Source organism: Streptomyces longisporus, assembly GCF_039532765.1.
Classification (GTDB): Bacteria; Actinomycetota; Actinomycetes; order Streptomycetales; family Streptomycetaceae; genus Streptomyces; species Streptomyces longisporus.
The window spans coordinates 39,641-54,669 of sequence record NZ_BAAASG010000001.1; the positions used below are offsets into that span (position 1 = coordinate 39,641).

A 15,029-nucleotide genomic window follows, 5' to 3' on the forward strand; every position below is an offset into this window, starting at 1 on the left:
CTTGAACAGCCCTCACGCCAAACCCCGTTAGGAGACCGAGAGATGCTGGACATCGCCGAGGAGCTCAACCGGTGGGTCGAGCAGGGACGTGACTTCGCCGTGGCCACCGTGGTGGCCGTCGGCGGCAGCGCACCCCGCCAGCCGGGTGCCGCCCTCGCGGTGGACGCCGACGGCACGGCGATCGGCTCGGTCTCCGGCGGCTGTGTGGAGGGCGCCGTGTACGACCTGTGCCAGCAGGCGCTCGCGGACGGCGAAACCGTCCTGGAGCGCTTCGGGTACAGCGACGAGGACGCCTTCGCAGTCGGCCTGACCTGCGGCGGCATCATCGACATCCTCGTCACGCCGGTACGGGCCGGTGATCCCGCCCGCCCGGTGGTCGCGTCCGCGCTGGCCGCCGCCGCCCGTGGGGAGGCGGCGGCGGTGGCGCGGATCGTGTCGGGACCGGCCGAACTTCAGGGCAGGGCGCTCGTGGTGCGCCCCGACGGCTCCTACGAGGGCGGCTTCGGCGCCCACCCGGAACTGGACCGCACGGTGGTCGGGGAGGCGGCGGCCTTCCTGGACGCCGGGCGGACCGGCACCCTGGAGATCGGTGAGCAGGGCTCACGCTGCGGAGCCCCGCTCACGGTCCTGGTGGAGTCCTCCGTACCCCCGCCCCGGATGATCGTGTTCGGCGCGATCGACTTCGCGTCCGCGCTGGTGCGGATCGGCAAGTTCCTGAACTACCACGTGACGGTGTGCGACGCGCGCCCCGTCTTCGCGACGAGGGCCCGCTTCCCGGAGGCGGACGAGATCGTCGTCGAGTGGCCCCACAAGTACCTTGAACGGACGCCCGTGGACGCCCGCACCGTCCTTTGCGTCCTCACCCACGACGCCAAGTTCGACATCCCGCTGCTGCAGCTGGCGTTGCGCCTCCCGGTGGCCTACGTCGGCGCGATGGGCTCCCGCCGCACCCACCTCGACCGCAACGAACGCCTTCGCCGGGTCGGCGTCACCGAGCTGGAGCTGGCCCGTCTCCGCTCCCCGATCGGCCTGGACCTCGGTGCCCGTACCCCGGAGGAGACGGCCCTGTCCATCGCCTCCGAGATCGTCGCCAACCGGCGCGGCGGCAGCGGGGTCTCGCTCACCGGGGCACACACACCGATCCACCGCGACACGGCGTCCGTGCCGGCGCGGCGGATCGGATCGGTGGCCTGAGCGGCACGCGACGGCCTCAGTCCGCCCGGCGCACCGCGGGTTGGTCCGGCCAGCCGACGGCGTACGCCGGGTCGCCGCCGCGGCTGAGCCGTACGAAGCGCAGCAGTTCCCGCACGATGCCCGCGTTGCCCATGGCCCACCCCGTGCGGGGTTCGAGGGCGCTCGGAGTGGCCCGGTGCTCGACGTTGGACCAGCGCGTGCCGTCGCCGTCCCGGGTCGCCCGGGCGGCGAGGTCCGCGACGAGGACCTGGGCGAAGCCGGCGCCGTCGCCCTGCTCGGCCATCCGGTCCAGGGCCAGGGCGAGTACACCGGCCGTACCGCAGCAGCGGCCGTTGTTGTCCCAGAAGCCGGGGCGCAGCCGCTCGGGAATCCCGGAGCGGGTCACGGTGTGCCAGCACCGGTCGGCGAGGGACGCCCAGAGCGGGTCGGCGGTGACGTCCCGCAGCAGCCGGAAGACCTGGGCGTCGCCGGCCGGGCCGTGGCACCACCCGTAACTGATGCGCGGCACCACGTCGGGGCGGTACAGCGGGTCGGAGTGCGGGACGAGGAAGCCGTCCGGGCCGGCCTCGTCGCGGGACACGACGTTCGCGGCACCGGCCAGCGCCGCCTCCACGAAGTCCGCGCGGCCGGCCGCGCGGCCCACCCGGGCCAGTGCGGCGACGATGCCGAGGGCGCCGTGCGAGATGTGGTTCAGACGTGACTCCCGGTCCGGACGGTGCGCCCACTGCACACCCGCCGCGGTCTTCTCGGCCGTCCGCAGATACGGCTCAAGGGCGAGTACGGCCAACTCGGCATCGCCCAGTTCCCAGGCGCCGAGCCCGATCCCCGCGTTGCCGCCCATCAGCTCGAACAGCTCACCCCAGCGGGTCCCGTCGAAACGCGACCGCACCAGATGCAGGGCCCGGTCCACGGCGGCTTTGGCAGTGCTGTCGCCGAGCTCGTCGTGGACGGCGCTGAGCGCGAGGGCGATTCCGGTGCGGCCGAAGTACAGGGAGTCGTCGTCGATGTCGGTGACGGCCGCGGCCAGGCCGCGGGCCGCGCGCAGGGCGGTCTCGCCGTAGGAGTCGTCACCGAAGTGCCGACGCGCCTCCAGGAGGACCGGCACCACACCCGCCGTACCGCCGTAGAACGCCGGGTCGAGCTCGTCGTCCGAGGGGACGGACGTCCAGCCGAGGCCGCCGCCCTCCGTCTCCCGTGCCGCGGCGAGCAGCCACCGCAGGCCGTCCGCCGCGAGCTCCTCGACCTCGTCCACCATCACCGTGCCGTCAACTTCCTTCATGGCGCCCACTGTTGCAGGACCGGCACCGCCCGCCCAGACCGCACCGCAGGTCACCGGCTCAGCCGGCCGGTGCCCGCAGCACGAAGACGCGCAGTACGCCCGGATCCAGGTCGTACCAGTGCCCCCGGCTCCAGCCACATAGGAGCCCGCCGACCTCGGCCGCCGTCAGCCCGATGCGCCGGCGGTCCTCGGGCAGCCACTGAGCCAGCGATGTGGTCACCACCCACGCCCCGCCGGGCGCCAACAGTGCGCGCACGCGCTCGGCGGCCGCCTCCTTGTCCGCCATGAACGCGAAGACGAGCCGCATCGTCACCAGGTCGAAGGCCGCACGCGGCAGGCGCGCGGTCGCGTCCTCGAAGTCCAGCCGGGCGACCTCCAGCCGAGGCTCCAGGTCCGCGTACCGGTCCCGCGTCGCCGCCACCGCGGCATCGGCCCAGTCGACGGCGAGCGTGCGGTGGCCGAGGCCGGCGAGTGCGGCGGCGTACGTGCCCAGTCCGCAGCCGACGTCCAGGGCCCGGGCCCCGTGGTGCGGTCCCAGCGCCTCGCCGAGCAGGCGCATCTCGCGGGCGTCGGGGCGGTGGAAGCCGTTGCCCGCCGCGAAGTGCTGCTCCCAGTGACCGCGGTCGGCGGGCATCACGGCATCCTGAGAAGCCGGTTCGCGGCCCGCCCGAAGACGTACCGGGACGCCCGCAGCAGGAGCGGGTCGAAGAAGCCCGGCAGCAGCCGGACCCCGAGCTCCTCCCGCCAGATCACCCGGCTGCGACCCCCGGGACCCGGCCGCACCTCGATCTCCGCCCACCCCGTCACCACCCGGCCCCGCTTCTCCAGCCGGCACAGGCCGGGTGCGTCGTCCGTCGGCGGCTGCCACACCGTGACCTCCATCCGGTCGTCGAAGGCGAGCGGCCCGAGTCCCGAACGGGCCACGACGACCGTGCCCTCGCGCGTCGGCGGGGGAGTGGTCACCGTGACGCGGGTCAGCGGGACCACTTCGCCGTGCCGGGGCCACTCGGTCAGGCGCCGCCACGCCTCGTCGAGGGGGAGCGGTGCCGTGCGTTGGACGAGGAAGTTGACCACGTGCCGAATCGTAGGGAATCCGGGCTGCTCAGCGCGCCGTTCCTCCGCACGTCACGCACTTGGCCCAGCGGCGCGATCACCCCGCCCCCAGGGGCACCCCAGCCGGGCAGGCCGCCCGCGAAGGCCGGTCCGCGGTGTTCCGATCCGACCCGCAAAGACATCTGCCGAGCGGGGCAGCCCTCTACCGTACTCGCACACCCGTACGGCACGATGAGCCCGACCCCGTACCACCGTCGGCCGGGAGGGTGTCCCGTGGACCGTGAACTGCACGGCAGGCTCGACGAGTTGCAGCGCGACCCCTACCCGCACTACGAACGGGCGCGGCGCGCCGAGGGCCTGACCCATGTCGCCGAGCTCGACGCCTGGCTGGTCGCCCGGGACGCCGACGTACGGGAAGTCCTGCGCCGGCCCGAGGACTTCTCGTCCGCGAACGCGCTGACTCCCGACGTGCTGCCCGGGCCCGCCGCACTCGCCGTCCTCGGCGGCGGTTTCGGCGGGCGGCCCGTCGTCGTCACCGCCGACGGTGCGGACCACCAGCGGTTACGGGCGCCGATCGTCCGTGGGCTGTCACCGGCGCGCGTCGCGGCCGTACTGCCGTACGCCGCCGAGCGCGCGGCCGCCCTGGTGGACGGGTTCGTGAAGGACGGGCATGTCGAGCTGATGTCGGCGTACGCCGGGAAGCTTCCCGGCGAGGTCATCGGCCGCATCGTCGGCCTCGACCCCGCCGACGTGCCCGCCGTCGTGCACGGCGGCCATCGCGCCGAGGAGCTCCTGTTCCGCCCCCTGGCGGAGGACGAGCAGATCGCCGCGGCCGAGGATGTCGTGGCGATGCAGCACATCCTCGACCGGTACGCACGGGAGCGGCACGCCGCGCCCCGCGAGGACCTGTGCACGGAGCTCGTCACATCGGTCGTCGGCGAGGGCGAGCTCACCCTGGAACACCGGCACGAACTCGTCGCCCATCTCCAGAACCTGCTGCTCGCCGGGCATCTGACGACGACCGCGCTCATCGGCACGACCGTCCTGCACCTGCTTCGGCACCCCCGCCAGTGGGAGCTGCTGTGCGCCGAACCCGAGCGGATCCCGGCGGCCGTCGAGGAGGCCGCCCGCCATGACACGGCCTTGCAGGGGTTCCGCCGTACCACCACCGGCCCGGTCACCCTCGCCGGTACCGAACTCCCGTCCGGCGCCACGCTGTTCGTCGCCTTCGGCGCCGCCAACCGGGACCCCTCCCGGCATGCCCGCCCCGACGAGTTCGACATCACCCGCCCGCCGGAACGCCACCTCGCCTTCGGCCTCGGCGTGCACGGCTGCCCCGGATCCCAGCTGGCCCGCGAACAACTCCGCCTCACCCTGGCGGAGTTGACCCGCAGGCTGCCGGGACTGCGACTGGCCGACGACCGCCCGGTCACCATGCGGCCGACGATGATCCACCGGTCACCGGAGAGCCTGCACCTGACCTGGTGACGCGCGGCTGTGTCCGCTCAGCGTGTGACCGAGTCGGAGGGCGGCGGCAGCGGATCCAGCACCTGGTTGGTCAGATGCTGGTAGATGATCATGGTGCGGAAGCTCAGAATCTCACGGCGTTCGGTGAACCGGTCGAGCAGGAACGCATGCAGGTGCTCGATGTTCTGGGCCGTGACATGCACCAGGAAGTCGTCGCTGCCCGCCATCGTGTACACGGACAGGACCTCGGGCAGCCGGGACACCGACCGCTCGAACTCCGCCACCACCTCACGGCTCAGCGGCCGGACGGTCGCCGCCACCATCGCCTGCACACTCCGGTTCAGCGCCGGCAGCGCGACCTCGGCGTGATAGCCGCGGATCACGCCGCGCTGCCGCAGCAGCCGGATCCGCTCCAGACAGGTGGACGGCGCGATGCCGACCTTCTGTGCGATGGCCCGGTTGGGTTGCCGCGCATCCTCCTGCAACTGCCGCAGGATCGCCGTATCAAGTTCGTCCACGATCGCCTTCCCTCGTCTAATCCCGAATTTCGTTCGGGACCTCGTCCACGGCCCGGAACATCTCCCTAACCTCCGGGCCATGACGCAAACACTCGAGCACGAAGAGGTGGCGATCCGCCGCGGGCCCCGCTCGGGGCTGCCCCTGATCATCGCGGTCCACTCCCGGGCTCTGGGCCCCGCGGTCGGCGGCTGCCGCCTTCGCCGGTACGGGAGTTGGCGCGAGGGCCTCGCGGACGCGCTGCGCCTGTCCGAGGCGATGACCTTCAAGTGCGCAGCATCCGGACTGGACTTCGGCGGCGGCAAGAGCGTGATCGCCCTGGACGAGCACAGCGCACTCACCCCGGGGCTGCGCGCGGCCGCACTGGCCGACATGGGCGAGTTCATCGCCTCCTTCGAGGGCTCCTACCGCGCGGGCCCCGACGTGGGCACCACCCCCGAGGACATGGTGGTGCTGCGCCGCGCCTGCCCGTACGTGTTCTGCCTGCCCGAGGAGCACGGCGGCACGGGCACGTCCAGCACGCCCACGGCCACCGGAGTCCTCGCCGCCCTGCGCGCCGGCGCGGAGCACGTCCTCGGCTCCTCCTCGCTCACCGGCCGCACCGTCGTCGTCAGCGGCTTCGGCTCCGTCGGCAGCCGTATCGCCGCGGGCCTGGCGGCCGACGGCGCACGGGTGCTGGTCTCCGACGTGGACACGGCGAAACGGGAGACGGCCGTGGGCGCGGGCTTCGGCTGGCTGGAACCCCATGAGGTGCCCGGCACCCGGGCGGACGTGCTGGTGCCGGCCGCGGTCGGGGGCGTACTCGGCCCCGAGACGGTCGCACGGCTCGACGTACGTCTGGTGGTGGGCCCGGCGAACAACCAGCTCACCACCGACTCGACCGCCGACCTGCTGGCCAAACAGAACATCGTGTGGGTGCCGGACTTCGTCGCGAGCGCGGGCGGTGTCGTGTTCACCCTGGGCCGAGAATGCGACGGCTGCACCCAGGAAGAGGCCGTACGACGGGTACTGGGCATCGGCGACACCGTACGCCTGCTGCTCGACAGGTCACGCACGAACGGCACGACCCCGCTGCACGAAGCCAGGGCCCTGGCCGAACGCAGGCTGGGACCGCCCGCGACTGCATGACGGTCCCGTCGACTACCTTGATCGACGCCGACACCGACGTCGGCGTCGATCCGCCGTACCGACCGCCGAGGTGCGGGAAGCAGGAAGCAGGAACACCGTATGCCGCTCATCTGCCTCGTCCGCCACGGCCAGGCCTCCTTCGGCGCGCAGGACTACGACGCGCTGTCGGCCCTCGGCCGCGAACAGGGCACCGCCGTCGGCCGGGAACTGGCCCGCCGCGGCCTGCGCGACCCGCGGGTCGTCTCGGGCACGCTGACCCGGCAGCGCGACACCGCCCGGCTCCTCGCCGACGCGGCCGGTTTCGACAAGCCCTGGTCCGAGGATCCGCGCTGGAACGAGTACGACCACACCGCCCTGATGTCCCGCTACCCCCAGCACCCCGGGCCCGGCGACCGGGCGGACTCCCGCGCGGTGCAGGTGGTCCTCGACCACGCCCTGGGGCGGTGGATCGAGGACACCGCCGAGACCGGCCCCACCGGCTGGACGGCGTTCGCCGGCGGCGCGAGGGCGGCGCTGGCCGAGTTGACGACGACCCTCGGCCAGGGCCGAGACGCGGTCGTGGTCACCTCGGGCGGCGTCCTCGCCGCGCTCTGCGGCACCCTGCTGTCGCTGCCGCCCGCCTCGGTGGTCGCCCTGAACCGCGTCGTCGTGAACGCCTCCGTCACCACCCTCGTCGTGGGCGGCTCCGGGACCAGCCTCCTCACCTTCAACGACCACGCCCACTTCACCGGCGACGGCCGCCGACTGCTCACCTACCGCTGAACTCCGGCCTGCCGGGCGGTTGCTCAGTGACGCGCTGCGGTGCGATAGAGGTGGTCCAGCACCGAGATGGTCTTGGCCGCGCTGCCCAGCAGCATCGGCGTGGTGCGGTAGCGGCCGGCCACGACCACCGTGGGCATCTCGTTCACCTGGTAGCGCTCACGCAGTGCGGGGGCGGCCTTGACGGCGTCGTCGACCTCCTTGGACGTGTAGGCGTGCCGTACCGCCGCCACGTCGAGCCCCTGCCTGACCGCCCACCGCACGACGTTCCGCTCGGTGGTGAGGTCCTTGCCCTCGTCCCGTACGGCCTGGAAGACCGGGATGGCCTCCTTCTCCGCGAGGCCGAGCCGGTCCAGCGTGTAGAACAGGCGGGCATAGGCGACCATGTCGGGCTGGTCCTCCCAGGTGGCCGGGATCCGCACCACCTTCACCGGGGGGCTCTGCCGCGCCGCCCAGTCCTCCAGCGGCTTCTCGAGCTCGTAGGAGTGCGGGCAGTCGTACCAGAACAGCTCCGCGACCTCCCGCGCGGGCACACCGCTGACCGGGTGCTTGAGACGGAAGTACTCCGTCCCCTCCTTCGGCTCACCGGAGGCGGCACCGAGCAGGCAGGTCAGGACGGTCGACAGCGCGAACAAGCGCATGATCTTCTGCTTCATGGCGGACACCTTGGCGCTCTGCGTCTCGGCGTACGCCGCTGACACACGCAATGTCCCTCGTTCGGACCGCCCGAGTGCCCGGAACCGTCCTGGAAGAGCCTTGGAAGGGGAGAGCGTTGACCGCTGCCGTCGCAACAGGGGAGAGAGCCCGCCTCTGGTCGCACCCGGAACTCGGGCTGCACGCCTTCGTGGACGCCTCCGGCTCGGTCGGACTGGGCACCTCCGACCAGGACTGGGCCGCCCTCGTCCCGCTCGTCGAGGTCACCGCCACCGGCCACGGACGCCTGTGGTCGGGCGAGCGCTTCATCGAGACGGCCATCGGCGACCGCCTGGCCTACCGCGGCCACGAGACGGCAAAGGACGCACACCGCGAGCGTACGACGATCCGGCTGGCGGACCCGGTGACCGAACTGGCCGCCGACGTCGTCCTGGAGACCGTTGCGGGCGCCGCTTTCCTGCGGGCCCGGGTGCGCCTGGTCAACGAGGGCGGCGCACCGCTCCGGCTGGAGAGCGTGACCACCCTGACCCTCGGCGGCATCACCGACGCGGACGGCGGCCCCGAGGGACTGACCCTGCACTGGGCCGACAACGACTGGCTCGCCGAATGCCGCTGGCGCAAGGCCGCCTTCCGCGAGCAGGTCGTCCCGCTCAGCCGGTCCGCCCACGGACACGAGGGGCGCGGCTGCTTCGAGCGCTCCTCGCAGGGCAGTTGGTCCACGGGCCGCCATCTCCCCGTCGGCGCGCTCACCGACCGGGACGGTGGCGCCTGGCTGTGGCAGATCGAGTCCAGCGCGGGCTGGCGCTTCGAGACCGGCGAACGGGAAGGCGCGGCCTACGTCGCCCTGTTCGGCCCCGACGACGCCCACCACCAGTGGCACCACACCCTCGCGCCCGGCGAGGAGTTCCACACCGTGTCCGCCGCCCTCGTCCGGGTCGAGGAGGGCGGCCTCGACGCCGCCTTCGGCCGACTCACCGACCACCGCCGCGCTCTGCGCCGCGACCACCCCGACCACCGTGCACTCCCGGTGATCTACAACGACTACATGAACACCCTCATGGGCGACCCCACCACCGAGAAGCTCATGCCGCTCATCGAGGCGGCGGGAGCAGCCGGCGCCGAGGTCTTCGTCATCGACGCGGGGTGGTACGACGACGACGCCCAGGGCTGGTGGGACGCCGTCGGCGCATGGGAGCCCGCCCGGGGGCGCTTCCCCGGCGGCATCAAGGAGGTCCTGGACGCCGTCCGGGCCCACGGCATGACCCCGGGGCTGTGGCTGGAACCCGAAGTCGTCGGCGTGCGCAGCCCCTTGGCCCGCGCCCTGCCGCCCGAGGCGTTCTTCCGGCGCGGCGGCATCCGCGTCACCGAACACGGCCGGCACCACCTGGATCTGCGGCACCCCGCGGCCCGCGCCCATCTCGACGCGGTCGTGGACCGGCTGGCCGGCGCATGGGGCGTCGGCTACCTCAAGCTCGACTACAACATCAACATCGGCCCCGGTACGGAGAACGGCGCCGAGAGCCCGGGTGCCGGACTGCTGGGGCACCACCGCGCCCACCTCGACTGGATGGCCGCCGTCCTCGACCGGCACCCCGGCCTGGTCCTGGAGAACTGCGGCTCGGGCGGCCTGCGCATGGACTACGCCCAACTTGCCGTGGCCCAGCTGCAGTCCACCAGCGACCAGCAGGACCTGCTGCGCTACCCGCCCATCGCCGCCGCGGCCGCCACCGCCGTCACCCCCGAACAGGCCGCCGTCTGGGCCTACCCGCAGCCCCACCACACCCTCGACGAGATCGCCTTCACCCTCGCCGGGGCACTGCTCGGCCGGATCCACCTCTCCGGCTTCCTCGACCGTATGAACCCCGACCAGTTCGCCCTCGTACGCTCGGCGCTCGACGTCTACAAGGACATCCGGCCGGAGATCGCCGAGGCGCACCCCTTCTGGCCGCTCGGCCTGCCGGGCTGGGACGACGCCTGGATCGCCCAGGGGCTGCGCGGCCGGGAGTCCACGTTCGTCACGGTGTGGCGCAGGGGCCCCGCCGACGGCGCGAGCCGCGAGCTCACCATCGCGCACCTGCGCGGCGCACAGCTCCAGCCGTCCGTGCTCCACCCCGCCGCCTTCGACGGCACCGCGCGGTGGAACGCGGCGGAAGGAAAGCTCACCGTCTCGCTGCCCCGCCCCGACACGGCCGTCGTCCTCCGGCTCAGGTGAAGGCCGCCTCGGCGCTCGCGTGCCGGGCCTCGCGATGGGTGGCGATGTGCAGCTGGGCCCGCCCGTCGGAGGGCGTGCCGTCGGCGAGGAGGTGTTCGCCCGCGAACGCCGGACGGTGCAGCCGGTAGGACAGCGACCGCACCTGCCGCTTCGGGGCGTTCCTGCGGACCAGTTCCAGCATCAGCAGCGCCAGCAGCGGGCCGTGCACGACGAGGCCCGGAAAGCCCTCGACGTCACGGCAGTAAGGGGTGTCGTAGTGAATGCGGTGGGCGTTGGCGGTGAGCGCGCTGAACCGGAAGAGCAGCGTCTCGTCCGGCCGCAGCCGCAGCCGCCACGGCCCCTCCGCCTCCGGTACGGCGGAGTCGTCGGGCACGGCCGGGTGCCGGGGAGCGGCGCCCGCGCCCGACCTGTAGACGATGTCCTGCTCCTCGACCAGACAGATACGGCCGTGCTGCCGGAACTCCTGGCGTTCGGTGACGAACAGCAGCTCACCGCTGCGGCCCTGCTTCGGGGCGACCGCGGCCAGACTGCTGATCCGCTCGGCCGGTTCGCCGAGGCGCAGGGGTTCGCTGATCGTGCAACGGCCGCCGGCGAACATCCGCCGCCGGCTCGGTACGGGCGGCAGAAAGCGGGCGTCGCGCAGATGCCCGTCCGGGCCGAGGGACTGCTGGGGCGGCCAGTGCAGGAAGTACAGCCACTGCCACAGCGGAGGCAGCGGATCACCCGCTGCGGCGGCGGGTCCGGGCAGGTCCAGTACCGCCGACAGGGCCGCCGCGGGCCCGGCCGGCAGGGCGTCCCCGTCCGTGACCGGCTCGGGGTGCCAGGACTCGACGTAGGAGGCGAGGGAGGTGGGGGAGGAGGGCATGGGCTTGATTTCCTCAGGTCGGCAAGGCTGTCGGCAGGATTCCCGCAGGCGGCCGCAGAGGAACGGCCGTGGCCCGCAGTTCCCTCACGCAGGCGCGCACGACGGCGGATCCGGCCAGTTCGGCCGTGGTGACATAGCCGACCCGGCGCGTCGGACGCTCCGGGCCGAGATCGGCGATGCCGACCGTGTCCGGTGCTCCGGCCAGCGAGAGCGCGGGCATGATCGCCATTCCGTGGCCTGCGCTCACCAAGGAGAGCACCGCTCCGTCGTCCTCGGCCTCGACGGTCGCCTTCGGGATCCAGTCCTGTGCGGCCCACCAGTCGCGGGTGTACGAGCCGCAGTTCTCGGCCCAGTCGACCAACGGCAGCGAACGCGGGGTGGCGTGTCCCGCCGCGTGCACCAGGGAGTACGGCTCCTCGAAGAGCCCGCTCGCGACCAGACCCGGCGGCAGCGGCACCGAACCGCCCAGCGTGGCGATGGCGAGGTCGGCCTTCCCGTCGGCCACTTCACCCGCGGTGCCGCGCCCCACCTCGCGCACGATCCGCACCCGCGGCTCGATCCCGGGATGCCGGGCGCGCAGCCGCTCGAGGACCGGAGGCAGCAGATGCAGAGCCGCACTGCGGAAGGCCGCGATCCGCAGCGGCCCCTGCGCCGCGTCGGACCGGGCCGCACCGCGCGCCTCTGCGGTCAGGACGTCCAGCAGCCGCAGGATACGGCGGGCGTGCGCCACGGCCTTCTCTCCGGCGGGGGTGGGGCGGGCGCCGCTGCGGCCGCGGTCGAAGAGCACGGCACCGATCTTCCGCTCGCTGCCGCGCACCGAGTGGGAGACCGCCGACTGCGTCAGACCCAGTGCCCGGGCCGCCGCCGAGAAGCCACCGGTGTCCGCGACCGCCACCAGAACGCGCAGTTCGTGCGGGGCGAGATCGGAGTCGGTCGTGCGGGCCACGGGGCGCTCACCTCAACGTATGAGAACTGCTCATGGAACGGGCCGTCGCATGAGCCCAACCGGCTGCCCGCCGGACGCATTCCCGCCCTACGGTCCGCTCATGAACGAGACCGCGCTCACCGTGCACCAGACCGCCCGCCCGCACGGCTTCCCCACCGCCGAAGACTTCGCCTTCGTGGAGTCCGCGCTTCCCGAGCCCACCCCCGGCAGCGCGCTGGTGGAGAACCTCTACTGGTCCGTCGACCCCTATCACCGCGAGATGATGGACGAGGTGTCCGGCGGCTTCGCGCTTCACGCACCGCTGGAGGGCCGCACCATCGGGCGGGTCGTCGCCTCGCGCACGCCCCGGCTGGCCGAGGGCGAGATCGTGTTCCACCGGCAGGGCTGGCGCACCCACGCGGTGGTCACGCCGGAGGAGATCCGGCGGCTGCCCCGCTTCGACGGCGTGCCCCTGACGGCGTACCTGAGCATCCTCGGTGGCACCGGCCTGACCGCCTATGTGGGGCTGACCCGGATCGCCCGGCTGAAGGAGGGCGAGGACCTGTTCGTGTCGGCCGCGGCGGGCGGGGTCGGCACCGCGACCGGACGGTTCGCCCGCCTGCTCGGCGCCGGGCGGCTCGTGGGCAGCGCGGGCTCGACCGCGAAGGCCGATCACCTCACGCGGGAGGTCGGCTACGACGCCGTCTTCGACTACCACGACGGACCCGCCGCCGACCTGCTCGCCAAGGCCGCACCGGACGGCATCGACGTCTTCGTCGACAACGTCGGCGGCGAACAACTGGCCGCCGCCGTAGGGGCGTTGCGCGAGTTCGGGCGCATCGTCCGGATCGGCACGATCAGCCAGTACAACACCCCCGACGCGCCGCCACCGCGCTTCGACTACGCGCACCTGGTGGAGAAGAGCCTCCGTATGGAGGGGTTCCTGGTCAGCCACCACCGCGATCTGCAGGAGGAGTTGTACCAGTTCGCCGTACCGCATCTGCAGAGCGGCCGGCTCGCTCTGGACGAGACGGTGGTCGACGGGTTCGAGCACATCGTGGACGCGTTCCTGGGGATGCTACGGGGCCGGAACACCGGCAAGATCATCGTGCGGGCGGGTGCGGGTCCGGGGGACGGTGCCGTAGCGGCGGGTACGGTGCGCGTACTGTTCGATCGCCCGCCACAGGTCGCGGCGGTCCATGTCGGGCCAGCAGGTGTCGAGGAAGAGCAGTTCTGCGTAGGTGGCCTGCCAGGGCAGGAAGTTGGAGGTGCGCCGCTCGCCGCCCGAGCGCAGGAGCAGGTCGACGTCGGGTAGTTCGGGGACGTGCAGATAGCGGGCGAAGGCGTGCTCGGAGACCGCGGCCGGGTCGATTCTTCCGGCGGCGGCGTCGTGGGCGAGTTGCGCCGCGGCGGCGGTGATCTCGGCGCGGCCGCCGTAGTTCACACAGGCCGTGACGGTCAGCCCGCCGCAGTCGCGGGTCGTCTGCTCCGCCTCGACGAGGGTGTCGACGACATCTGCGGGCAGCCGGGACCGCTGTCCGGCCCAACGCAGGCGGACGTTCAGGGGGCGGCAGTCGTCCAGCAGCCGGCGCAGGAGCTGCGGGATCTCGTACATCAGTGAGTGCAGTTCGTCCGCTGGGCGTTTCCAGTTCTCGGTGGAGAACATGTACACGCTCAGGTAGTCGAGGCCGATTTCCAGGGCACCGTGAACGACGTCGATCAGAGCGTCGGCGCCGGCGCGGTGGCCGTCGGTTCGGGGCAGGCCGCGGGCGGTGGCCCAGCGGCCGTTGCCGTCCATCACGATCGCGACGTGGCGTGGCATCGCGCGGGTGGGCACCTCGGGCGGGCGGGCGCCGGACGGATGAGGCGCCGGAGCGGTGACCGGCTGTCGCCGGGCGGCAGTTGGTCTGCTCCCTTCGGCCGGGCCGAGGGCCGGGCCGGGCGGCAGTGGCGCGGAGGCGGTCGCCGAGCCCCTCACGACGGTGAAGGGGTACAGGCCGCAGGCCAGCGCGGCGCGTGCGCGGGCGGGCGGCAGCAGCCGCAGCCGGGCGAGCCGGGGCAGGGCGGGCCTGCGGTGCAGCAGCGCGACGGGATCGCGGGCGAGGGTGGCCAGCCGTAGCCGGTACAGGTCGCTGTAGGCGCCGAGCGCGAGGCCGACGGCCGGGTGCAGCACGGGAGGGACGGGGGTGCGGTCGAACCAGTTGCGGGCCCGGTCCGCCAGATCCCGCACCATGCGTTCGTAGGCCGGGGTGCCGCGCCGCTCCAGCAGGTCCGCGCGCCGCACGCCTGCTTCGTCCAAGGCCTCCTGGGGCAGCGGAACATGGCCACGGTCAAGGTCGTCGGCGAGGTCGACGAGCGCGTCGGTGAGGTAGACGGCGTCGACGGCCGTCTGCCAGGCCGCGGCCGTGCCGGGTACGGCGGCGGCCAGGGCTTCGGGTTCGGCGGGCAGGCCCGCGGCGCGCAGCAGCAACGAGCCGGTCCGCAGCGCGAGCGGGGTGTTGACGAGGCCGTTGTAGCGCCTCCATTCACCCCAGGTGGCGAAGTGCCGGCCGTGGACGTCCTGGCGCAGTTCCTCGAACAGGGTGTGCAGGAACTCCGGCGGCAGGTTCCAGGTCAGCATGGTGTCGATCAGGGCAAGCCGGACCGGGTCGGTGCCGGCGCCTTCCCGCAGGTCCGCGTCGAACGCCGCGATCCATGCCTCCAGCCGCTCGACCCGCCCCGCGCCGGCGGCAGCCCCATGGGTCTCGGTGCCGACCGTGTCGGCCAGGTCGTCGACGGCTCTTACGGCGCCGTACAGCGCCCAGACGGCGAGCCGTAGCGGCGGGGGCAACAACAGCGAGACGGCGTACTCGATCTCCCCGGTGGAGCGGGTGGCGCGCCGGCACATGTCGTACCCGTGGCGCAGAGCGGGATCGTGCACACCGCCGCGGCGGTAGACGGATCCCCAGCGGGCCCGCGGCACGGCGGAGGGGCTCAT

At 73.1% G+C, this 15,029-nt stretch carries 13 protein-coding genes and 1 pseudogene; 6 read left to right on the forward strand and 8 right to left on the reverse strand.

Features of this window, described 5'->3' with window-relative positions:
• Positions 1–42: 42 nt before the first annotated feature.
• On the forward strand, positions 43–1,194 hold the full coding sequence (locus tag ABD355_RS00145) for an XdhC family protein (protein ID WP_344397836.1): 1,152 nt from the start codon (positions 43–45) through the stop codon (positions 1,192–1,194).
• Positions 1,195–1,210: 16 nt separating this feature from the next.
• Here ABD355_RS00145 and ABD355_RS00150 read toward each other — a convergent pair whose 3' ends face one another.
• From ABD355_RS00150 to ABD355_RS00160, 3 genes are read right to left on the reverse strand one after another with little or no spacing between them, the layout of a single operon-like run.
• Entirely contained in the window at positions 1,211–2,473 is a 1,263-nt protein-coding gene (locus ABD355_RS00150) for a lanthionine synthetase LanC family protein (protein WP_344397838.1), read from the reverse strand.
• Between the two features lie 58 nt (positions 2,474–2,531).
• Entirely contained in the window at positions 2,532–3,107 is a 576-nt protein-coding gene (locus ABD355_RS00155) for a class I SAM-dependent methyltransferase (protein WP_344397840.1), read from the reverse strand.
• Positions 3,107–3,547 (reverse strand): SRPBCC family protein, encoded by a 441-nt coding sequence (locus ABD355_RS00160; RefSeq protein WP_344397842.1) that lies wholly within the window; start codon positions 3,545–3,547, stop codon positions 3,107–3,109. The genes ABD355_RS00155 and ABD355_RS00160 overlap by 1 nt, the downstream gene beginning before the upstream one ends.
• 252 nt (positions 3,548–3,799) lie before the next feature.
• On the opposite strand from ABD355_RS00160, the gene ABD355_RS00165 reads away from it, so the two are divergent.
• Positions 3,800–5,014 carry a cytochrome P450 gene (locus ABD355_RS00165; protein WP_344397844.1) on the forward strand — a complete coding sequence of 405 codons (1,215 nt, stop codon included), beginning with the start codon at positions 3,800–3,802 and terminating at the stop codon, positions 5,012–5,014.
• Positions 5,015–5,031: 17 nt separating this feature from the next.
• Here ABD355_RS00165 and ABD355_RS00170 read toward each other — a convergent pair whose 3' ends face one another.
• Entirely contained in the window at positions 5,032–5,511 is a 480-nt protein-coding gene (locus ABD355_RS00170) for an Lrp/AsnC family transcriptional regulator (protein WP_344397846.1), read from the reverse strand.
• A gap of 79 nt (positions 5,512–5,590) precedes the next feature.
• On the opposite strand from ABD355_RS00170, the gene ABD355_RS00175 reads away from it, so the two are divergent.
• Together ABD355_RS00175 and ABD355_RS00180 are read left to right on the forward strand one after the other, a co-directional pair.
• Positions 5,591–6,637, forward strand: a complete 1,047-nt coding sequence (locus ABD355_RS00175; RefSeq protein WP_344397848.1) for a Glu/Leu/Phe/Val dehydrogenase dimerization domain-containing protein — start codon at positions 5,591–5,593, stop codon at positions 6,635–6,637.
• Between the two features lie 99 nt (positions 6,638–6,736).
• Positions 6,737–7,399: a histidine phosphatase family protein gene (locus tag ABD355_RS00180; RefSeq protein WP_344397850.1), complete on the forward strand. Its 663-nt coding sequence runs from the start codon at positions 6,737–6,739 to the stop codon at positions 7,397–7,399.
• Between the two features lie 23 nt (positions 7,400–7,422).
• Here ABD355_RS00180 and ABD355_RS00185 read toward each other — a convergent pair whose 3' ends face one another.
• A complete protein-coding gene (locus ABD355_RS00185; RefSeq protein ID WP_344397852.1) occupies positions 7,423–8,097 on the reverse strand; it encodes a thiol:disulfide interchange protein DsbA/DsbL in 675 nt (224 codons plus the stop codon).
• Between the two features lie 71 nt (positions 8,098–8,168).
• On the opposite strand from ABD355_RS00185, the gene ABD355_RS00190 reads away from it, so the two are divergent.
• Complete coding sequence (locus tag ABD355_RS00190; protein ID WP_344397854.1) at positions 8,169–10,262, forward strand: alpha-galactosidase; 2,094 nt, start codon at positions 8,169–8,171, stop codon at positions 10,260–10,262.
• On the opposite strand, the gene ABD355_RS00195 is transcribed toward ABD355_RS00190, so the two are convergent.
• Both ABD355_RS00195 and ABD355_RS00200 read right to left on the reverse strand, forming a co-directional pair.
• Positions 10,255–11,127 (reverse strand): HTD2 family dehydratase, encoded by an 873-nt coding sequence (locus ABD355_RS00195; protein ID WP_344397856.1) that lies wholly within the window; start codon positions 11,125–11,127, stop codon positions 10,255–10,257. The two genes, ABD355_RS00190 and ABD355_RS00195, sit on opposite strands and share 8 nt — an antisense overlap.
• A gap of 13 nt (positions 11,128–11,140) precedes the next feature.
• Positions 11,141–12,073 carry a LysR family transcriptional regulator gene (locus ABD355_RS00200; RefSeq protein ID WP_344397858.1) on the reverse strand — a complete coding sequence of 311 codons (933 nt, stop codon included), beginning with the start codon at positions 12,071–12,073 and terminating at the stop codon, positions 11,141–11,143.
• A gap of 100 nt (positions 12,074–12,173) precedes the next feature.
• On the opposite strand from ABD355_RS00200, the pseudogene ABD355_RS00205 reads away from it, so the two are divergent.
• Positions 12,174–13,169, forward strand: a pseudogene (locus ABD355_RS00205) (NADP-dependent oxidoreductase); the annotation flags it as partial.
• Here ABD355_RS00205 and uppS read toward each other — a convergent pair.
• Positions 13,131–15,029, reverse strand: coding sequence for a polyprenyl diphosphate synthase (uppS, locus tag ABD355_RS00210; protein WP_344397860.1), 1,899 nt, complete (start codon positions 15,027–15,029; stop codon positions 13,131–13,133). The pseudogene ABD355_RS00205 and the gene uppS overlap by 39 nt on opposite strands.